At 70.9% G+C, this 19,066-nt stretch carries 21 protein-coding genes; 19 read left to right on the top strand and 2 right to left on the bottom strand.

What is annotated here, in order from left to right; genetic code table 11:
- Nucleotides 1–16: 16 nt before the first annotated feature.
- From DEJ28_RS11145 to trmD, 6 genes are all read left to right on the top strand, one after another.
- Nucleotides 17–907, top strand: coding sequence for an SDR family oxidoreductase (locus DEJ28_RS11145; RefSeq protein ID WP_111115743.1), 891 nt, complete (start codon nt 17–19; stop codon nt 905–907).
- Nucleotides 908–911: 4 nt separating this feature from the next.
- Nucleotides 912–3,074: an oxidoreductase gene (locus tag DEJ28_RS11140; RefSeq protein WP_111115744.1), complete on the top strand. Its 2,163-nt coding sequence runs from the start codon at nt 912–914 to the stop codon at nt 3,072–3,074.
- A gap of 164 nt (nt 3,075–3,238) precedes the next feature.
- Nucleotides 3,239–3,649 (top strand): 30S ribosomal protein S16, encoded by a 411-nt coding sequence (gene rpsP, locus DEJ28_RS11135; RefSeq protein WP_111115745.1) that lies wholly within the window; start codon nt 3,239–3,241, stop codon nt 3,647–3,649.
- Between the two features lie 4 nt (nt 3,650–3,653).
- Complete coding sequence (locus DEJ28_RS11130) at nt 3,654–3,890, top strand: RNA-binding protein (RefSeq protein WP_111086067.1); 237 nt, start codon at nt 3,654–3,656, stop codon at nt 3,888–3,890.
- 19 nt (nt 3,891–3,909) lie between these two features.
- Nucleotides 3,910–4,482 carry a ribosome maturation factor RimM gene (rimM, locus tag DEJ28_RS11125; protein ID WP_181433719.1) on the top strand — a complete coding sequence of 191 codons (573 nt, stop codon included), beginning with the start codon at nt 3,910–3,912 and terminating at the stop codon, nt 4,480–4,482.
- A gap of 2 nt (nt 4,483–4,484) precedes the next feature.
- On the top strand, nt 4,485–5,174 hold the full coding sequence (gene trmD / locus DEJ28_RS11120; protein WP_111115746.1) for a tRNA (guanosine(37)-N1)-methyltransferase TrmD: 690 nt from the start codon (nt 4,485–4,487) through the stop codon (nt 5,172–5,174).
- A 208-nt stretch (nt 5,175–5,382) separates the two neighbouring features.
- Here the strand turns inward: trmD and map are convergent, their stop codons facing one another.
- Nucleotides 5,383–6,165, bottom strand: coding sequence for a type I methionyl aminopeptidase (map, locus tag DEJ28_RS11115; protein ID WP_111115747.1), 783 nt, complete (start codon nt 6,163–6,165; stop codon nt 5,383–5,385).
- A gap of 165 nt (nt 6,166–6,330) precedes the next feature.
- On the opposite strand from map, the gene rplS reads away from it, so the two are divergent.
- The 9 genes from rplS (at nt 6,331) to DEJ28_RS11070 (ending at nt 13,486) form a co-directional block, all read left to right on the top strand.
- The gene (gene rplS, locus DEJ28_RS11110; protein WP_071292881.1) at nt 6,331–6,687 is read left to right on the top strand and encodes a 50S ribosomal protein L19; all 357 of its coding nucleotides are present in this window, start codon (nt 6,331–6,333) and stop codon (nt 6,685–6,687) included.
- Between the two features lie 145 nt (nt 6,688–6,832).
- Nucleotides 6,833–7,576 (top strand): signal peptidase I, encoded by a 744-nt coding sequence (gene lepB, locus DEJ28_RS11105; protein ID WP_111115748.1) that lies wholly within the window; start codon nt 6,833–6,835, stop codon nt 7,574–7,576.
- Nucleotides 7,573–8,280, top strand: a complete 708-nt coding sequence (gene rnhB, locus DEJ28_RS11100) for a ribonuclease HII (RefSeq protein WP_111115749.1) — start codon at nt 7,573–7,575, stop codon at nt 8,278–8,280. The genes lepB and rnhB overlap by 4 nt, the downstream gene beginning before the upstream one ends.
- 107 nt (nt 8,281–8,387) lie before the next feature.
- On the top strand, nt 8,388–8,711 hold the full coding sequence (locus DEJ28_RS11095) for a DUF2469 family protein (RefSeq protein WP_111115750.1): 324 nt from the start codon (nt 8,388–8,390) through the stop codon (nt 8,709–8,711).
- Nucleotides 8,712–8,817: 106 nt separating this feature from the next.
- A complete protein-coding gene (locus DEJ28_RS11090; RefSeq protein ID WP_111115751.1) occupies nt 8,818–9,171 on the top strand; it encodes a histone-like nucleoid-structuring protein Lsr2 in 354 nt (117 codons plus the stop codon).
- A 164-nt stretch (nt 9,172–9,335) separates the two neighbouring features.
- Entirely contained in the window at nt 9,336–9,704 is a 369-nt protein-coding gene (locus DEJ28_RS11085) for a YraN family protein (protein ID WP_111115752.1), read from the top strand.
- Nucleotides 9,701–11,221: a YifB family Mg chelatase-like AAA ATPase gene (locus DEJ28_RS11080; RefSeq protein ID WP_111115753.1), complete on the top strand. Its 1,521-nt coding sequence runs from the start codon at nt 9,701–9,703 to the stop codon at nt 11,219–11,221. Before DEJ28_RS11085 ends, DEJ28_RS11080 begins: the two co-directional genes overlap by 4 nt.
- 86 nt (nt 11,222–11,307) lie before the next feature.
- Nucleotides 11,308–12,528, top strand: coding sequence for a DNA-processing protein DprA (gene dprA / locus DEJ28_RS11075; RefSeq protein ID WP_284180741.1), 1,221 nt, complete (start codon nt 11,308–11,310; stop codon nt 12,526–12,528).
- A 25-nt stretch (nt 12,529–12,553) separates the two neighbouring features.
- Nucleotides 12,554–13,486 (top strand): tyrosine recombinase XerC, encoded by a 933-nt coding sequence (locus DEJ28_RS11070; protein WP_111115754.1) that lies wholly within the window; start codon nt 12,554–12,556, stop codon nt 13,484–13,486.
- 130 nt (nt 13,487–13,616) lie between these two features.
- Here the strand turns inward: DEJ28_RS11070 and DEJ28_RS11065 are convergent, their stop codons facing one another.
- A complete protein-coding gene (locus tag DEJ28_RS11065; RefSeq protein ID WP_181433720.1) occupies nt 13,617–14,330 on the bottom strand; it encodes a murein hydrolase activator EnvC family protein in 714 nt (237 codons plus the stop codon).
- A 249-nt stretch (nt 14,331–14,579) separates the two neighbouring features.
- Between DEJ28_RS11065 and DEJ28_RS11060 the strand changes: the two genes are divergently transcribed.
- From DEJ28_RS11060 to pyrH, 4 genes are all read left to right on the top strand, one after another.
- The gene (locus DEJ28_RS11060; protein WP_258368074.1) at nt 14,580–16,022 is read left to right on the top strand and encodes a sugar porter family MFS transporter; all 1,443 of its coding nucleotides are present in this window, start codon (nt 14,580–14,582) and stop codon (nt 16,020–16,022) included.
- Between the two features lie 285 nt (nt 16,023–16,307).
- Complete coding sequence (gene rpsB / locus DEJ28_RS11055) at nt 16,308–17,249, top strand: 30S ribosomal protein S2 (RefSeq protein WP_111115756.1); 942 nt, start codon at nt 16,308–16,310, stop codon at nt 17,247–17,249.
- Between the two features lie 80 nt (nt 17,250–17,329).
- Nucleotides 17,330–18,157, top strand: coding sequence for a translation elongation factor Ts (gene tsf, locus DEJ28_RS11050; RefSeq protein ID WP_111115757.1), 828 nt, complete (start codon nt 17,330–17,332; stop codon nt 18,155–18,157).
- A gap of 155 nt (nt 18,158–18,312) precedes the next feature.
- Nucleotides 18,313–19,032, top strand: a complete 720-nt coding sequence (pyrH, locus tag DEJ28_RS11045) for a UMP kinase (RefSeq protein WP_111115758.1) — start codon at nt 18,313–18,315, stop codon at nt 19,030–19,032.
- Nucleotides 19,033–19,066: the final 34 nt, after the last annotated feature.

Here is a 19,066-nt window from a genome sequence, read left to right as displayed (position 1 = left end):
CACGAGAAGGACTGAAGTGACCGACAGCACCGCACCCATCGCGCTCATCACCGGAGCCTCCCGCGGCATCGGCCGCCTGCTCGCCCAGAAGCTGGGCCAGCGCGGCGTGACCGTCGTCGTGACGTACAAGGGCAATGCCGACCTGGCCGAGGAGTCGCTCGCCGACGTCAAGGCCGCCGGTGGCGACGGGATCACGGCGCAGGTCGACATCGAGCAGCCCGAGTCGATCGACGCGCTGTTCGACCTGGTGCGGGACACGTACGGCCGACTCGACTACTTCGTCGCGAACGCCGCCGCGAGCGCGTTCAAGCCGGTCAAGGAGCTCAAGCTGCACCACCTCGACCGCAGCTACGCGACGAACGCACGCTCCTTCGTGCTCGGCGCGCAGCGTGCCGCCGAGCTCATGGACAACGGCGGCCGCATCGTCGTCGTGACCTCGTACGGGTCGCTCCGCGCGTTCCCGACCTACGCCGCGCTCGGCGCCGCGAAGGCCATGAGCGAGTCCTACATGAAGTACATGGCGGTCGAGTTCGGTCCGCGCCAGATCACCGTCAACGCCGTCAACGGCGGGCTCATCGACACCGACTCGCTCGAGTACTTCTACACGAAGGTCGCGGGTCAGGCGCCGATGCGGTCCGTGATCGAGAAGCTCCCGCTGCAGCGCCCGGGCACCGCGGACGACATGGCCGACGCGGTCGACTTCCTGCTCTCCGACAAGGCGTCGTACATCACGGGCCAGACCCTGTCGGTCGACGGCGGCCTGACCGTCATCGCGCCGCCGTACTGGGCGGACACGACGTCGCCGCTCCGTGACGCGGTGCTGCCGGCGGACGGCTCGGTCACCGACGCGTCGGTCGAGGGCGGCGCCGCGTCGGTCGCGGGCGCGGGCTCGGACGTCGCAGAATAGGCGCATGAGCAGCGTCGCCACCGCCCCCGTCGTGCCGGACTCCCTCCGGACCGTCGCCGCACCGTGGACGCTCGGCCCCCTGCACCTGCCCAACCGGGTGGTGATGGGGTCGATGCACACCGGCCTCGAGGTGCAGGACGACGGCGGGGCGGGGATGGCCGCGTTCTACCGCGAGCGGGCCGCCGGGGGCGCAGCCTGCATCATCACCGGCGGCATCGCGGTGAGCGACGAGGCACGCGGCGGGCCGGACTTCGCCGTCTTCGGGACCGGGGGAGCGGACGAGCGCTTCCGCGCCGCGGTCGAGGCCGTGCACGACGAGGGATCGACGATCCTCGCGCAGCTGTTCCACGCCGGCCGGTACGCCCTGGCCTCGGGCATGACGGACCGCCACGGCGAACCCCAGCGGGTGGTGGCACCGTCCGCCCTGCCGTGGGCGGCCGCGCGCGGCGTCGTGCCGTCCGCGCTGACCGCGGCCGAGGTCGAGCGCACGATCGAGGACTTCGCGGAAGCGGCACGCACCGCGCGGGACATCGGCTTCGACGGCGTCGAGATCATGGCGTCCGAGGGCTACCTCATCAACCAGTTCCAGTCGCCGCTCACGAACCTCCGCGACGACGAGTGGGGCGGGTCGCCCGAGCGCCGCCGACGGTTCGCGATCGAGGTGGTCCGTGCCGTGCGGGCCGCCGTGCCGGAGCTCGCCGTGACGATCCGGCTGTCCGGGGCCGACCTCATGCCCGGCTCCTCGACCCCCGACGACGTCGACGCCCTCGTCACCGACCTGCTGCCGCTCGGACTCGACGGCATCTCGGTCGGGATCGGCTGGCACGAGTCCCGGACCCCGACCGTGCAGGCCTCCGTGCCGCACGGCGCCTGGGTGCACTACGTCACCCGGATCGCCGACCTCGTCCGCGCGTCGGAGCACCCGGACGTCCGGGTCATCGCGTCGAACCGGATGACGGACCTCCGCGACGCCGAGGCCGTGCTCGCGGACGGACGCATCGACGCGGTGGCCCTCGCCCGCCCGTTCCTCGCCGACCCCGAGCTGGTCAGCCGCTCCCTCGCCGGCCGGTTCACGCTCGTGAACACGTGCATCGGCTGCAACCAGGCGTGCCTCGACCGCTCGATCATCGGGCAGCCGGTGTCGTGCCTCGTCAACCCGCGTGCCGCCCGCGAGGTCGCGTTCCCGGCCCGCCCCACGACCGACCCCAAGCGTGTCGACGTCGTCGGCGGTGGCCCGGCCGGACTCGCGGCGGCCGTCGACGCCGCACGCCGCGGGCACACCGTGACCCTCTGGGAGGCCGCGGACCGGCTCGGCGGCCAGTTCGAGCTCGCCGCGCTCGTGCCGGGGAAAGAGGACTACGCCGCCACCGTCCGGGCCGCGCGCGCCGAGCTCGACGAGCGCGGGGCGACGATCCACCTCGGCCGTGCCGCGACCGCCGCCGACCTGGCCGACAGCGACGCCGTCGTGCTCGCCCCCGGCGTCGTGCCGCGTGAGGTCGACATCCCCGGGGCGTCGCTCCCGCACGTGCGCTCGTACGAGCGAGCCCTCCGCGAGGGCGTCCCCGAGGGGACCGTCGCGATCATCGGCGGCGGCGGGATCGGCGTCGACACGGCGGCGTTCCTCACCGAGTCGCCCGACGAGGCCTACCGCGCGACGGAGTTCGCCGCCCGCTGGGACCTCGACGTGTCCGAGATCGTCGTCGGGGACCTGCCGCAACGGCTCCCCGCTGCGACCCGCACGCTCCGGCCCGGCCGTGACGTGACCGTGCTCCGGCGCTCCGGCAAGTTCGGCCAGGGGATCGGCATCACGTCCCGCTGGGTGGCGATCGGCCGGCTCCGTGACGCCGGCGTGCAGATGGTCGGCGGCGTGCAGGAGTACCTCCGCATCGAGCCGGGCGTGCTCCGGATCCGCGACGAGCACGGCGAGGAGCGGGCGATCCCCGCGGACCACGTCGTGATCTGCGCCGGCCAGGAGCGTGCGATCGCCGACCACGTGCCCGTGACCGGTGCCGAGGCGGACCGCCAGCCTGCCGACGGGCTGGTGGCGGGCCTCCAGGACTCGGGTGTGCCGTTCGCCGTCGTCGGCGGCGCACGCGACGCACGGAGCGTCGATGCGGTCCGCGCGACCTCTGAAGCACTCGAGGCCGTCCGGCGACTCGCCCCGTAGCGAGTCGACTCGCATCCCGGCCGGGAATCTGTAAGAATGAACGGTCGAATCGCGCCAGCTCGACCCTCTACCCAGCTGTGCGCGACTCATTCCGAGCTTTCACCGTGTGTGCCCCCACGCCCGCGGTTCCGGTTCAACCACAACATCACGCAACAGGAGTAATTGTGGCTGTCAAGATCCGTCTCAAGCGCCTCGGCAAGATCCGTGCGCCGTACTACCGCATCGTCGTCGCCGACTCGCGCACCAAGCGCGATGGTCGTGTGATCGAGGAGATCGGCAAGTACCACCCCACCGAGGAGCCCTCGTTCATCGAGGTCAAGTCCGACCGTGCGCAGTACTGGCTCGGTGTCGGCGCGCAGCCGACCGAGCAGGTCGCGGCGCTCCTCAAGCTCACCGGCGACTGGGCCAAGTTCAAGGGCGAGAAGGACACCGAGTCCAAGGTCAAGGTCAAGCAGCCGAAGGAGCCCTTCGTCGTGGACTCGTCCAAGAAGGCCGTCCTGAAGCCGAAGTCGGAGAAGAAGGCCCCGGCTGAGAAGCCCGCCGACGACGACGCCGCCGAGACGACCGAGGCGTAATTCCTTGCTCGAATCCGCGCTGACGCACCTCGTCAAGGGGATCGTCGATCACCCTGACGACGTGCGCGTCGCCAGTTCCACCTCTCCACGCGGCGAGGTCCTCGAGGTGCGTGTGCACCCCGAGGACCTCGGTCGCGTGATCGGTCGCGCCGGACGGACCGCAAAGGCGCTGCGCACCCTCGTCTCGGCTCTCGCCGACGGCAAGCGGGTGCGTGTCGACGTGGTCGACACCGATTCCTAGGGAGACGACCCAGCTCCGGGTGGGTCGCATCACGAAGGCGCACGGGCTCAAGGGCGGCATCAAGCTCGAGCTCTACACCGACGACCCGGATCGTCGGTTCACGCCAGGAGCGGTCTTCACGCTCCAGGTCCCGGAGGAATCTCCGTGGGCCGGCAAGACCATCGCGCTCGACGAGCTGCGCTGGTACAACGGCCACCCGGTCGCCTTCTTCGAGGGCATCGGTGACCGCAGTGCCGCCGAGACCCTCGCCCGCGCGATCCTCTGGGTCGAACAGGACGCCGACGCCGAGACCGGCGAGGACGACGCCTGGTACGACCACCAGCTGGTCGGGCTCCGCGTCCTCCGCGACGGCGTCGAGGTCGGCACCGTCGCCCGGGTCGACCACCTGCCGGCGCAGGACCTCCTCGCGATCGACACCCCGTCACGCGGCGAGGTGCTCGTGCCGTTCGTCGCGGCGATCGTGCCCGCGGTCGACATCGCGGCCGGCACCGTCACGGTGACCCCGCCGACCGGCCTCTTCGAGGACCCGGAGGACACGTCGCGACCGGAGACGGTCACGCCGCCGGTCACGCCGACCGATCCGCAGGACTGATCGTGCGCATCGACATCGTCACGATCTTCCCGGAGTTCTTCTCCGTCCTCGACGTGTCCCTGCTCGGCCGTGCACGGCAGGACGGTCTGCTCGACCTGCACGTGCACGACCTCCGCTCGTGGACGACCGACCGGCACCGCACCGTCGACGACACCCCGTACGGCGGGGGAGCCGGCATGGTCATGAAGCCGGAGCCGTGGGCCGAGGCGCTGTCGTCGATCCTCCGCGAGGACGGCTCGTCCACCCTCGTGGTCCCGACGCCGGCCGGCACGCCGTTCAAGCAGTCGATCGCCCGCTCGCTCGCGTTCGAACCGCACCTCGTGTTCGCCTGCGGGCGCTACGAGGGCATCGACGCCCGCGTGTTCGAGTGGGCGGCGTCCCGGTGTTCCGTCGTCGAGCTGTCGCTGGGCGACTACGTGCTGAACGGCGGCGAGGTCGCGGCGATGGCGATGATCGAGGCCGTTGGTCGTCTCGTCCCCGGCGTCGTCGGCAACCCGGAGTCGCTCGTCGAGGAGTCCCACGAGGACGGCCTGCTCGAGTACCCCTCGTACACGAAGCCCGCTTCGTGGCGCGGCATCGACGTGCCTGAGGTCCTGCTCAGCGGGCACCACGCACGCGTCGGCGCGTGGCGGCACGAGCAGCAGCTGGAGCGGACGCGTCGCGTCCGTCCGGACCTGCTGCCCGACGCGTAGGGCGCTTCCGCCCGTCGGGGCCGTTCCGCTCGTAGGAGGCCGTTCCGCTCGTAGGAGGCCGTTCCGCTCGTAGGAAGCCGTTCCGCTCGTAGGGAGCAGTTTCTTTCGTCCTCCTACGAGCGATTCCGCTTTCCATGCCACGTGCAATGGGCGCAACCGATCGCGGACTGGAGGCGCGGTGCCAGCTGGCACCGCGCCTCCAGTCCGTCTACTGGTCGCGCTGGGCGCGACGAAGGGTCAGGACCTCGGGACCGGTCTCGGTCACCGCGACCGTGTGCTCGACGTGCGCGGCCCGGGAACCGTCGACGCTCTTGAGCGTCCAGCCGTCGTCGTCCTGGTAGAGCTCGTCGGTGCCCTGCATGAGCCACGGCTCGATCGCGACCACGAGGCCCGGCCGGAGCTTCAGCCCGCGGCCCGGACGACCGTCGTTCGGGACATGCGGATCCCCGTGCATGGTGTGCCCGACGCCGTGGCCGCCGAACTGCAGGTTCACGTCGTACCCGGCCTCGTGCGCGACGTGACCGATCGCGTACGACACGTCGCCGAGCTTGTTGCCCGGCCGGAACTGGGCGATGCCCGCAGCCAGGGCGCGTTCGACCGTGTCGATGAGCTGCTGGTCGGCCTCGCGGTGTGTCCCCACCTGGACCGTGACGGCCGAGTCCGCGACCCAGCCGTCGACGCTCGCGGCGAAGTCGAGGCTCACGAGATCGCCGTCGGCCAGGGTGTGGTCGTACGGCAGCCCGTGCAGCGCGGCGTCGTTGACCGACGTGCAGAGGTTCTTGCCGAACGGCGACTTGCCGAACGACGGGTGATAGTCGACGTAGCAACTCTCGGCGCCGCGGTCCGCGATCATCCGCGCGGCGACCCGGTCGAGGTCGAGGAGGTTCACACCGACGTCGACCGTGGCGAGCAGCTCGTCGAGGACGTCGGCCACGAACCGGCCGGCGACACGCAGTCCGTCCAGTTCGGCGGGGGTGCGGAGTTCGATCATGCGACCATCCTCGCGCGTTTTGCGACCGTGGTTCTCTGTGGCAAGATGGGTAGCCGTGCCCTGGCTGGACTCTGCCACGGGGGAGTCGCCGACACCGGGCACGCAACTCACTGACCAATTTCGATCCGCGGCGACCCGTGTGCGTCCGCAGAGAGTGACCCAACCATGAGCCAGCTCCTCGACCACGTCGACGCAGCATCGCTGCGTACCGACGTCCCGGACTTCCGTCCCGGCGACACCATCAAGGTGCACGTCAACATCATCGAAGGCACGCGCTCGCGTGTCCAGGTGTTCCAGGGCGTCGTCATCGGCCGCCAGGGTCACGGCCTCGGCGAGACCTTCAAGGTCCGCAAGGTGAGCTTCCAGGTCGGCGTCGAGCGCTGGTTCCCGGTGCACTCGCCGATCATCGACCACATCGAGATCGTCACCAAGGGTGATGTCCGTCGCGCGAAGCTCTACTACCTCCGCGAACTCCGCGGCAAGGCGGCCCGTCGCAAGATCAAGGAGAAGCGCGACAACTGATCGCCTTCACAGTGAGCGTCCGCGAGCCGGACGCCGCTCGGAGCCCCTCGCCGATGTACGGTTGTGCATCGACGGGGGGCTTTCCTTTGTGCTGGCTCCCCCCCGGGTTCGTGGTGCGGATCCGTGTGTGCGAACGAGAGCGGAAATGACGGACACGACTGACGAAACCGGGCGCCCGCCCCGTGCCGAGAAGAAGCGCAACGGGGTCCTCACGTTCCTCCGCGACCTCGTCATCATCTTCATCGCGGCGTTGCTCGTGTCGTTCCTCGTCAAGACGTTCCTGATCCGGTCGTTCTACATCCCGTCAGCGTCGATGGAGAACACGCTGCAGATCAACGACCGCGTGATCGTCAACGAACTCGTGCCGAACGTCGTCGCCCTGAAGCGCGGCGACGTGGTCGTGTTCAAGGACCCGGGCGGGTGGCTCGCCGGCTCCGAGGTGCCGAGCGTCACGCCGGACACGCAGCCCGCCAAGGCGATCGACTGGCTCCTCACGCAGGTCGGCCTCGGCACCGGGGACAGCGACGACCACCTCATCAAGCGGGTCATCGGCCTGCCCGGTGACAAGGTGTCGTGCTGCAACGACCTCGGCCAGATGTCCGTCAACGGGGTGCCGATCAAGGAGCCGTACCTGAAGCTCCCGGCCGGAGCGCCCGCGTCGGCGACCGACTTCTCCGTCACCGTGCCCAAGGGGACGATCTGGGTGATGGGCGACAACCGCAACGACTCGAAGGACTCCCGGTACAACGGCGACACCCCCTCCAAGGGCTTCGTCCCGATGTCCGACGTGACCGGTCGGGCCTTCGTGATCTCGTGGCCCTCCAGCCGCTGGACCTGGCTCGACGACCACCCCGAGGTCTTCGCGGGCGTGGAGGAGCGGGACCAGTGACCGTCGTGCGTCCCTCGCTCCGGACGGAGAAGCAGCTCCTCGGCGCGGGGCGCGTGACCGTCATCGGCATGGACGAGGTCGGTCGCGGTGCGATCGCCGGACCCGTCGCCGTCGGCGTCGCCGCCGTCACGATCGACATCGGCCGGGTCCCGCAGGGGCTCGCGGACTCGAAGCTCCTCACCGCCGCGCGGCGGGAGGCGCTCGCCCCGGTCGTCCGCAGGTGGACCAGGACCGCGGTGGGCATGGCGTCCGCCGACGTGGTCGACCAGCAGGGCATCGTCCCCGCGCTCGGGCAGGCAGGCGCCGCGGCGCTCCGGACGCTCGTCGACGAGGGGCTGTCCCTCGACGGCGCCGTGGTCGTCCTCGACGGCTCGTTCGACTGGCTCACCCGTGCCGTCCCCGACTCCCTGCGACTGCCGTCGGATCCGCTCGAGGTCGTCGTGCGGGTCAAGGCCGACCGCGACTGCGCGTCCGTGGCCGCGGCCTCGGTGGTCGCCAAGGTCGCCCGCGACGCCCTGATGACGGTGGCGCACGACGAGGCGCCGCACTACGCCTGGGCGTCGAACAAGGGCTACGGGTCGACGGCGCACTACGACGCGATCCGCTCGGTCGGAGCGCATGCGCTGCACCGGAAGAGCTGGTTGCACCAGGCGTCGAGCGTGGCGCTGGACGGCTTCGCGGAGTTGGACGCGCTGGCGGGTTGAGGGCCGCGCGCGCGGGGGCGCGGGGTGCGGGCGGGTGCGCGCGCTCGAGGGTGCTTGACGCCGGGGTTGTGTCGCGGGTGCCCGGGTCGCCGTAGACTGTGGGCGCGATGGATGACGACGAATTCGACGACTACGACCGCGAGGTCGAACTTGCCCTGTACCGCGAGTACCGCGACGTCGTGGCGCAGTTCCGCTACGTGGTGGAGACCGAGCGGCGTTTCTACCTGGCCAACGAGGTGGAACTCGCCCGCCGGGACACCGAGCACGATTTCTACTTCGAATTGACGATGAACGACGTCTGGGTCTGGGATGTCTACCGTTCCGATCGATTCGTGAAATCCGTCCGGGTGCTCACGTTCAAGGACGTGAACGTCGAGGAACTCACCTCCCGTGAACTCGAACTCCCGAAGGAACTCGCACTCGACGAGTGATCTTCAGTTCTATTGCAATCATGAGAAACACCGCCGAGCGGTAACTCGTATTGCATTCTCGCGCTAATGTGGTGGGGATTTCCGTCCCCCGACACAGGAGTACGCCATGGCACAGAAGGTCACCGTCCAGCTCGTCGACGACCTCGACGATTCGCCCATCACCCCGGGTGAAGGTCGCACGGTCGAATTCGCTTTCGACGGTTCGTCGTACGAGATCGACCTGACGGACGACAACGTGGACAAGTTCCGTGAGGCGATCTCCGACTACGTCGCAGCTGCCCGGAAGGTCTCCGGACGTCGTTCCGGCGGCGGGACCTCCGCCCCGAAGTCCGCCCCCAAGCGCGGCAACTCCGAGGAACTCGGCAAGATCCGCGAGTGGGCGAAGGAGAACGGGTACGAGGTGTCGACCCGCGGGCGCATCTCCACCCAGGTGCAGGAAGCGTACGCAGCCGCGCACTGAGTGCGGTCTTCGAGAACCCGGGCGACTTCGGTCGTCCGGGTTCTTCCGTTTTCCGACCGCGATTCGTCCTCCACAAGCCGGGTTCCGTCGCACTCATCCACACATTGCCTCGGTGCCGCTCGGCGCGGCCTGCTCGTGGGTGATCGTTGCCGCGGAGGCAACACATGGAGCAAACACCGCTGCGGAACGGCAGTCTCGGACGGTTCGGCGAAGACCGGGCCGCGGAATGGTTGGCGGACCACGGATTCCGTCTGGTCGAACGCAATTGGCGATGTGCTCGCGGTGAGGTCGACATCATCGCGTGGCAGTCGTGCACGCTGGTCTTCGTCGAGGTGAAGACGCGTGCTGGGACCTCGACCGGGCACCCCTTCGAGGCGATCACGGCGTCGAAGGTCGCCCGGTTGCGACGGCTCGTCCCGGCATGGTTCGACGACCACCCCGAGGTCTCGGCGCGGGCGATCCGGATCGATGCGGTCGCCGTGCGCGTCGACGGTGACCGGGTCGCGATCGAGCACCTCGAGGGCGTGCTGTGACCGGCATCGGGCGAGCAGCGGCGGTCGCGCTGGTCGGCGTCTCCGGGCGGCGCATCGAGGTCGAAGCCCACCTGACGAGCCAACTCCCGGCGTTCAGCATCATCGGCCTGCCGGACACGTCGCTCGGTGAAGCCCGCGAGCGCGTGCGGGCAGCGGCTGCGAACGCCGGGTGTCCGCTCCCGGCGCGTCGCATCACGGTCAACCTGACGCCCGCCGCGATCCCGAAGCGGGGCTCCGGGTTCGACCTCGCGATCGCGATGGCCGTCCTCGCCGGAGCCGACGTGGCCCCGCGGGTCAGCGAGCGGATCGTGTACATCGGCGAACTCGGTCTCGACGGTCGGGTGCGACCGGTCGCGGGCGTCATCCCGATGCTGCTCGCTGCTCGCGATGCGGGTGCCGAGCGTGTGGTGGTCCCCATCGGTAACCTCGCCGAGGCACGTGTCGTCGGGGGAGTGACCGTGCACGGTGTGGATTCGCTTCGTGCCGCCGCGATCGACGCGGGCGCCCTCCTGCCCGGCATCGACGTGGAGCCGGTCCTCCCGGTCGCCGCCCCGCCGGACCGTCGGCCCGTGGCCGAACTCGCGGACGTCGTCGGCAACCCCGTCGGCGTGCGTGCGGTCATCGCGGCTGCGGCGGGCGGCCACCACGCGTTGCTCCTCGGTCCGCCGGGGGCCGGCAAGACCATGCTCGCCGAGCGGTTGCCCGGGCTGCTGCCGGACCTCGACGAGGCCGCCGCGCTCGAGGTCGCAGCGGTCCGGTCGGTCGCCGGGCACGGGGCAGCGTCGTGGACCACACGGCCGCCCTGGGAAGCACCGCACCACTCCGCGTCCGCGGTCGCGCTGGTCGGTGGGGGCTCCGGCGTCATCCGCCCAGGTGCCGTGTCCCGCGCCACGCGGGGTGTGCTCTTCCTCGACGAGGCACCGGAGTTCCCGCGGTCGGTGCTCGATGCGCTGCGGCAGCCGCTCGAGTCCGGCCGGATCACGGTGCACCGCGCGGCCGGGGCAGCCGAGTTCCCGGCGCGCTGCCAGGTGCTCCTGGCGGCGAACCCCTGCCCGTGCGGGAACGCGGGCGATCGGTTCCAGCCGTGCGAGTGCACGCCGGCAGCCGTCCGACGGTACCTCGGACGGATGTCCGGGCCGCTCCTGGACCGCATGGACATCCGTGTCCGGGTGCCACGGGTCACGACCGGGCTCATCCGCAGCGGGGACGGCTCGACGCCCACCACCGCCCAGGCGCGAGCGATCGTCGAGAGCGCGCGCGGTCGGATGTCCGAGCGGCTCCGGGGAACCGGGTGGTCGCGGAACGCCGAGGTCGCCGGCACCTGGCTCCGCGGCGACGGCCGCTCCGAGCCCGGAGCGACGTCACCGCTCGACAAGGCACTCGACCGCGGCACCCTGACGATGCGCGGATGGGACCGCGCGATGCGGTTGGCGTGGACGCTGGCCGACCTGCACGGCGCCGGACGTCCGGCAACCCGGCACGTGCTCGAGGCCCTCGCGCTGCGGGGTGCGCTGTGAACGGCGGGAAGGACCTGCTCGCCGCGATGCGATCGGCACTCGGGCCAGCGACGTCGGAGATCGACCCCGTACAGGCTGCGGCGCGCGTGGCATGGTCCACCATCGCCGAACCGGGGGATGCCGTGGCGGGCGAGCTCGTCTCGGCGCTCGGGGCGGAACGCGCGCTCGGGCTCGTGCTGCAGGCAGTGGACGACGGCGCGACCCGTGGCGGCTTAGGCGGCGAGGCCCGCGGCGCGACCCGCGGCGCGGCCGGCGGCGCAGCCGGCGGCGAGCCCGGCGCGTTGGCCGTGCTGGCGCGGGACTGCGCCGAGGCGGGCGTGCCCGGGACGGAGGACCTGCGCGCCTTCGCGCCCGTCCTGCGCGCGGCACTCGACCGGTGGGTCCCGCGGCTGGGACGCGCCGACGTCGGCGAGGTGGTCGCCGCCGCGCGGGCGGTGGGAGCGCGGCTCCTCGTCCCCGGTGGACCGACGTGGCCCGAGCGGGTCGACGACCTCGGTGCGCATGCACCGCTCGTGCTGTGGAGCCGGTCGGCGGCGACGGAGACACTGCCGGCACTCGCGGTGGTCGGGTCCCGGGCCAACACGGTCGCCGGAGCGGAAGCAGCGGCGGAGATCACCTCCATCGCGGCAGACGCCGGATGCGCGATCGTCAGCGGGGCCGCGTACGGGATCGACGCCGTCGCACACCGAGTGGCCATCGCCGCAGGGGCGCCGACGGTGGCGGTGCTCGCCGGCGGCATCGATCAGCTGTACCCGGCCGGCAACGTCGAGCTGCTGCGGAACGTCCAGCGGCAGGGCGCCCTGCTCGCGGAGTCACCGCCCGGCACCCGGCCGACGCGCTGGCGCTTCCTCGCGCGGAACCGGCTCATCGCGGCGCTCAGCGATGCCACGGTCGTCGTCGAGGCCGGTGCCCGCTCCGGGGCGCTCAACACCGCGCACCACGCGGGGCAGCTCGGTCGGGCGGTGTTCGCCGTCCCCGGGGCGTTCTCGTCCTCGGCATCGGTCGGGTGTCACCGGTTGGTGGTGCAGGGGCGGGCGCAGCTCGTCGTGCACCCGCGGGACCCGTCCGACGCGGTGCTCGCCTCCGGGTTCCGGATCGGCCCGGGGGCGGTCGACGAACCCCTGGTCGGCGCGCGGCACGACCCCGAGGTCCTCCGTGTGCTCGACGCGCTGGGCCGACGGGCGATGAGCGAGCACGAGGTCGCCGGTCGGTCCGGGATGTCGCTCGCCGAGACCGCCGACGCCCTGGCGCTCGCGCAGCTCCAGGGACTCGTCGCGCACACGTCCGGCGGGTGGGTGCGGGCGTGACGGGGGCCGGACCTACGCTGGGGTCGTGGCGGAGCGGACGGACGGACGACTGGCGGTGGTGGTCGACGCCTTCCTCTCCCATGCGCGGTACGCCCGGGGGCTCAGCGAGCAGACGGTCCGGGCGTACGCGAACGACCTCGAGCAGCTGGTCACGTTCAGCGCAGCCCGTGGAGTCGAGTCGGTCGGTGACCTGGGGCTCGAACTCCTCCGCGACTGGCTGTGGGACGCCGACCACCGCGGACTCGCGCGGTCGACGATCGCGCGCCGATCGTCATCCGTGCGGGCGTTCACCCGCTGGGCGAGCGAGTCCGGGGTGCTGGCCGTCGATCCGGGTGTGCGGCTCCGGGCTCCGAAGGGCGCGGCGCACCTGCCGCGGGTGGTGTCGTCGGACCAGGTGCGTTCGATCCTGGACGGGCTGGCGGGACGTGCCGCGGCGGACGACCCGGTGGCGCTGCGTGACCTCGCCGTCGTGGAGCTCCTGTACGCGGCGGCCATCCGGGTGAGCGAACTCGTCGGCATCGACGTGCTCGACCTGGACCGCGAGCGCCTCACCGTCCGGGTGCTCGGCAAGGGCGGGCGCGAGCGCGTCGTGCCGTTCGGCGTGCCGGCCCGTGACGCGCTCGAGGCGTGGCTGGACCGCGGGCGGCCCGTCGTCGCGGCGCGGTCCGAGGGCTCCGACCCTCGTGCGCTGTTCCTCGGCGACCGGGGCGCGCGGCTCGGGGTCCGTGGCGCCTACCGGATCGTGGCACGGCTGCTCCAGGACCTGCCGGGCGAGGGGCCGAGCGGTCCGCACACCTTCCGGCACACGGCCGCGACGCACTTGCTCGACGGGGGAGCGGACCTCCGTGCCGTGCAGGAGTTGCTCGGTCACGCCAGCCTCGGCACCACGCAGATCTACACGCACGTCTCGTCGGCGCGACTCCGGGAGGTCTACCGGACGGCACACCCGCGCGCCTGACGCCGGCGCACGGCGCGCCGCAGCGCCCGCGCCGAAGTGCCCGCGCGCAGTGCCGCCGCATAGCGCACAGAGCGCACACCGCACACCGCACACCGCACATCGCGCACCGCCCGCCGCAGTCCCGACGCCGTCAGCCGTCCCAGGCGCTCTCGGGCAGCAGCACCGGCCACTCGGCGGCCGGCAGGTACGGCGTCGGGTTGACGTACCGACCATCGATCCGGGCACCGAGGTGCAGACACGGCACGGCAGCCGGGCAGTGGCCGACGGCAACAGCGCCGACCTCGTCGCCCTGTTCCACGACGTCTCCTGCCGCGACCTTGGGCGAGATCGAGTCGAGCGTGCTGACCAGCCCGTCGCCGTGGTCGACGGTCACCACCTGACGTCCGCCGACCGATCCGGCGAACGCCACGGTGCCGTCGTCGACCGCGACGGCCGCTGTGCCGAGCGCCGCCGGGACGTCCAGTCCCCGGTGCCCCGCCGAGTAGTCGTCCGCGGGTGCATCCCACGGCCGGACGACCACCCTCGTGCCGGTCGGCCACACCCACGGCGCGGCCGCATCCGACCCGGTGACTGGGGTCTCGTCGGAGCCGGCGTCAGCACCCGACGCCTCAGCACCCGACGCGTCAGCACCGGACGCGTCAGCGCCGGCTGCGTCAGCACCGGCAGCACCGGCAGCGTCGGCACGGACCGGGGCCGTCCCGGCGAGCACCGACCCGGCGAGCAGCGATCCGACGAGCAGCGAGCCGACGAGCAGCACGAGCCGCACGAGCGGAGCGGCGGTGCGGTGCCGCGCCACGGGGAACGCGACGGCAGAGCCGGGTCGCGGAGGTGGGCCGGATCGCATGGGACGAGCGTGCCGGTCTGGAGGCGCGGAACGCCGGGCGCGGGCCGATCTGTGAGCGGTGGGGCGCGCCTCCAGGCCTGTGGAGGAGGCGCGGGCGCACCGTGCGACGTCGACCATGTCGTTCCGAGTCGGCATCTCTGGAGTACAGTCGGGGCCGCTCCGGAACACGCAACGCCGCTCGGACGGCGAACCAGCCGACCGCCGGGGCAGCGTGCCCACAGCAGCACGGCGGCAGAACCCAGGAGCATCGTGTCGAACGCGACCACGCAGCACGGCGAAGACCGTGCCTTCAAGGGGAAGGTCACGCTGTTCGCCATCGCGGCGGCCGTCGGCGGCTTCCTCTTCGGATTCGACTCATCCGTCATCAACGGCGCGGTCGACGCCATCAAGGACGAGTTCTCCTTGTCCGAGGCCGCGAGCGGCTTCGCGGTCGCCTCGGCCCTCATCGGCTGCGCGTTCGGCGCCTACTTCGCCGGTCGCCTGGCCGACCGCTGGGGTCGCACCCGGGTGATGTTCTGGGCGGCCGTGCTGTTCCTGGTCTCCTCGATCGGGTCCGGCTTCGCGTTCGCCACGTGGGACTTCGTCCTGTGGCGCCTCGTCGGCGGTCTCGGGATCGGCACCGCGTCGGTCATCGCGCCGGCGTACATCTCCGAGGTCTCCCCGAAGGCGATCCGTGGGCGTCTGGCCTCGTTCCAGCAGCTCGCGATCACGCTCGGTATCTTCGCCGCGCTGCTCTCCGACCAGTTCTTCGCCGTCACCGCGGGCAGCGCCTCGGCCGAGGTCTTCGGACTGCCGGCCTGGCGCTGGATGTTCCTGGTCGGGGTGATCCCGTCGGTCGTCTACGGCATCCTGGCGATCACGCTGCCCGAGTCGCCGCGCTACCTGCTCACGAAGGGCCGAACGGACGACGCGCGTGAGGTGATGACGAAGATCGTCCCCCGCGACACGGTGAACACCAGCCTCGAGGAGATCCAGGACGGCATCAAGAAGGAGGCCAACGAGAAGAAGGGCTCCATCCGGGGCAACCGCTTCGGTCTCCAGCCCATCGTCTGGGTCGGCATCATCCTGGCGGTGCTGCAGCAGTTCGTCGGCATCAACGTGATCTTCTACTACTCGACGACGCTCTGGCAGGCCGTCGGGTTCAAGGAGAGCGACTCGTTCCTCATCTCGACGATCACCTCGATCGTCAACGTGGCGGTCACCTTCATCGCGATCTTCCTCGTCGACAAGGTCGGCCGGAAGCCGCTCCTCGTCGCGGGTTCGGCGGGCATGTTCATCTCGCTGACCATGGTCGCGATCGCGTTCTCGCAGTCGACGATCGTGGACGGCGCTCCGAGCCTGCCCGGCTCGTGGGGCGTCATCGCGCTCGTCTTCGCGAACCTCTTCGTCGTCTCGTTCGGCGCGACGTGGGGTCCGCTCATGTGGGTGCTGCTCGGCGAGATGTTCCCGAACCGCATCCGCGCGACCGCGCTGGGCATCGGCTCGGCGGCGAACTGGATCGCGAACTTCATCGTCACGATCTCGTTCCCGGTGCTGTCCGGCTTCAACCTCACCGTGACGTACGGCATCTACGCCCTGTTCGCCCTGCTCTCCCTCTTCTTCGTCATCGCGAAGATCCCGGAGACGAAGGGCCGCTCCCTCGAGGAGATGGGCATCTCGGCCGAGGGGGACACGGTCAGCGCCAAGGCCTGACACGCACCATCGATCTGGCCTGGAGGCCCGGATCACGTGAGCCGATCGGCGGACGTGATCCGGGCCTCCAGTCTGTTAGCATCTATCCAGCAGCGCGCTGAGCGCGCTGACTTCGCGCGTCCACAGTGCCGGCAACGGCACGTCACGCGGCCACCGGTCCCGCTCCAACGAGTGGGCGGCCGTGCGGACAGGGCGCCAGGGGCCACGACCACCGGGTCGTGACCGACACAACCGCAACCGCGCGCGCGGCTCAACAGCCGCGTGCCGAGAACCAGGAGGGACGGCATGGCCGTCGTCACCATCCGCCAGCTGCTCGACAGCGGCGTTCACTTCGGACACCAGACCCGTCGGTGGAACCCGAAGGTGAAGCGATTCATCCTCGCCGAGCGCTCCGGCATCCACATCATCGACCTGCAGCAGTCGCTGGCCTTCATCGACCGCGCGTACGACTTCGTCAAGGAGACGGTCGCGCACGGTGGGACCATCCTCTTCGTGGGCACCAAGAAGCAGGCGCAGGGCTCCATCGCCGAGCAGGCGACCCGCGTCGGCCAGCCGTACGTCAACCAGCGTTGGCTCGGCGGTCTGCTCACGAACTTCCAGACGGTCTCCAAGCGCCTCGCGCGCATGAAGGAGCTCGAGGAGATCGACTTCGACGACACGACGAAGGGCTTCACCAAGAAGGAGCTCCTCATCAAGAAGCGCGAGCTGGACAAGCTCCACAAGACCCTCGGTGGTATCCGCAACCTCACGCGGACCCCGAGCGCGCTCTGGATCGTCGACACGAAGAAGGAGCACCTCGCCGTCGACGAGGCGCAGAAGCTCGGGATCCCGATCATCGGCATCCTCGACACCAACTGCGACCCGGACGAGATCACGTACCCGATCCCGGGCAACGACGACGCGATCCGCTCCGTCGGTCTCCTCACCCGCATCGTCGCCGACGCCGCGGCCGAGGGCCTGAAGACCCGTCACAACGGTGGCGACGACGAGGCGGCCGCCGAGCCGCTCGCCGAGTGGGAGCAGGAGCTCCTCGGTGGCGAGTCCGCTCCGGCCGAGTCCGCGACGCCGTCCGCCGATGCCGCTCCTGAGGGCAGCACCGTCGAGGAGAACGACGCTGACGCGCAGGTCGCCGCGAAGGAGATCGGCGAGCCGATCGCCGACGACGCGAAGAACGCCGAGCCCACGGCCGAGGCCGAGGCCGCAGCGGAGACCACCCCCGCCGAGTGACCACCGGGGGCGTCGGGCCGATCGGCTCGGCGCCCCTTCTCTCTCCCCACAAACGCACAGTCCAGAAAGGACTCCAGTCAATGGCCAACTACAGCCTTGCTGACGTGAAGAAGCTCCGTGAGGACCTCGGGGCCGGCATGATGGACGCCAAGAACGCCCTCGTCGAGGCCGATGGTGACTACGACCGGGCCGTCGAGCTGCTCCGCATCAAGGGTGCGAAGGCCGTCGCCAAGCGCGACGACCGTGCCACCTCCGAAGGTGTCGTCGTCGCGACCACCGAGAACGGCGCCGCCACGGTCGTCGAGCTCGCGAGCGAGACCGACTTCGTCGCGAAGAACGAGCGGTTCACCTCGCTCGCCGACAAGGTCGTCGCCGCGGTCGCCGCCGTCGGTGCCGCTGACGTCGCAGCCGGCAACGCCGCGCCGCTCGACGGCAAGACCGTCGCCGAGGTCATCGACGAGAACGCCGCCGCGCTCGGTGAGAAGCTCGAGCTCCGCACGGTCACCCGTGTCGAGGGCGACGAGTTCGAGGTCTACCTGCACAAGACCAGCCAGGACCTCCCGCCGCAGATCGCCGTCGTCATCGCCTACTTGGGCTCGGACGCCGCCGAGGCGCGCTCGATCGCGCAGCACGTCGCGTTCGCCAACCCGACGTACCTCAACCGCGGCGAGGTCCCGGCCGAGGCGATCGAGAAGGAGCGCGCGACCGTCGAGGCGATCACGCGCGAGGAGGGCAAGCCGGAGGCCGCCCTGCCGAAGATCGTCGAGGGTCGTCTCAACGCCTTCATCAAGCAGGTGTCGCTGCTCGACCAGGACTACGCGAAGGACAACAAGATCTCCGTCGCGAAGGCCGCCGAGAACGCCGGCATCACGATCCAGGGCTTCGCCCGCGTCAAGGTCGGCGCGTAACGAACCCGTGACGGGGTCAGGAACCACATCGGTTCCTGGCCCCGTTTTCGCGCGCTGACACGCGCGGACCCGGCCTGGAGGCGCGACCCGCCTCCGCCGGACCGGCTGCGGCCGGGTAGATTCCCACGAGACATTTCGACGAAGGGTGCGACCACATGACGAACGAGAAGACCGGACGCCGCCGAGTTCTGCTGAAGCTGTCGGGGGAGGCGTTCGGTGCTGGTTCGCTCGGGGTGAACCCGGACGTCATCAGCGCCATCGCGAAGGAGATCGCCGTCGCGGCGCAGGAGGTCGAGGTCGCGATCGTCGTCGGCGGCGGCAACTTCTTCCGCGGCGCCGAGCTCTCGCAGCGCGGGATGGACCGAGGTCGCGCGGACTACATGGGCATGCTCGGCACGGTGATGAACGCCCTCGCCCTGCAGGACTTCCTCGAGCAGGCCGGTGCCGCCACGCGCGTGCAGTCGGCGATCAGCATGACCCAGGTCGCAGAGCCGTACATCCCGCGGCGCGCCGAGCGGCACCTCGAGAAGGGCCGCATCGTGATCTTCGGCGCGGGTGCCGGGCTGCCGTACTTCTCCACCGACACGGTCGCTGCGCAGCGTGCGCTCGAGATCGACGCGCACGAGGTCCTCGTCGCGAAGAACGGCGTCGACGGCGTCTACACCGCCGACCCCAAGAAGGACGCCACCGCCGAGAAGCTGCACCACGTCACCTACCAGGACGCGCTCCTCAAGGGCCTCAAGGTGGTCGACGCGACCGCGTTCTCGCTCTGCATGGACAACGGCATGCCGATGCACGTGTTCGGCATGGAGGGCGAGGGCAACGTCGCAGCGGCGATCCGGGGCGAACGCATCGGCACCGTGGTCAGCAACTGACCCCGGCCGCTGACTAGACTCGACGCCAGTACCG

Source organism: Curtobacterium sp. MCPF17_002, assembly GCF_003234115.2.
In the GTDB taxonomy this organism is placed as follows: domain Bacteria; phylum Actinomycetota; class Actinomycetes; order Actinomycetales; family Microbacteriaceae; genus Curtobacterium.
This window is presented reverse-complemented; position numbering and strand designations above follow the sequence as displayed.

Bases quoted from the DNA above. Each gene is read 5' to 3' on its own strand.
- DEJ28_RS11140 (WP_111115744.1), top strand. From the start codon at position 912: ATGAGCAGCGTCGCCACCGCCCCCGTCGTGCCGGACTCCCTCCGGACC.
- map (WP_111115747.1), bottom strand. From the start codon at position 6,165: ATGATCGAACTCCGCACCCCCGCCGAACTGGACGGACTGCGTGTCGCC.
- rplS (WP_071292881.1), top strand. From the start codon at position 6,331: ATGAGCCAGCTCCTCGACCACGTCGACGCAGCATCGCTGCGTACCGAC.
- lepB (WP_111115748.1), top strand. From the start codon at position 6,833: ATGACGGACACGACTGACGAAACCGGGCGCCCGCCCCGTGCCGAGAAG.
- DEJ28_RS11095 (WP_111115750.1), top strand. From the start codon at position 8,388: ATGGATGACGACGAATTCGACGACTACGACCGCGAGGTCGAACTTGCC.
- DEJ28_RS11090 (WP_111115751.1), top strand. From the start codon at position 8,818: ATGGCACAGAAGGTCACCGTCCAGCTCGTCGACGACCTCGACGATTCG.
- DEJ28_RS11085 (WP_111115752.1), top strand. From the start codon at position 9,336: ATGGAGCAAACACCGCTGCGGAACGGCAGTCTCGGACGGTTCGGCGAA.
- DEJ28_RS11065 (WP_181433720.1), bottom strand. From the start codon at position 14,330: ATGCGATCCGGCCCACCTCCGCGACCCGGCTCTGCCGTCGCGTTCCCC.
- rpsB (WP_111115756.1), top strand. From the start codon at position 16,308: ATGGCCGTCGTCACCATCCGCCAGCTGCTCGACAGCGGCGTTCACTTC.
- tsf (WP_111115757.1), top strand. From the start codon at position 17,330: ATGGCCAACTACAGCCTTGCTGACGTGAAGAAGCTCCGTGAGGACCTC.
- pyrH (WP_111115758.1), top strand. From the start codon at position 18,313: ATGACGAACGAGAAGACCGGACGCCGCCGAGTTCTGCTGAAGCTGTCG.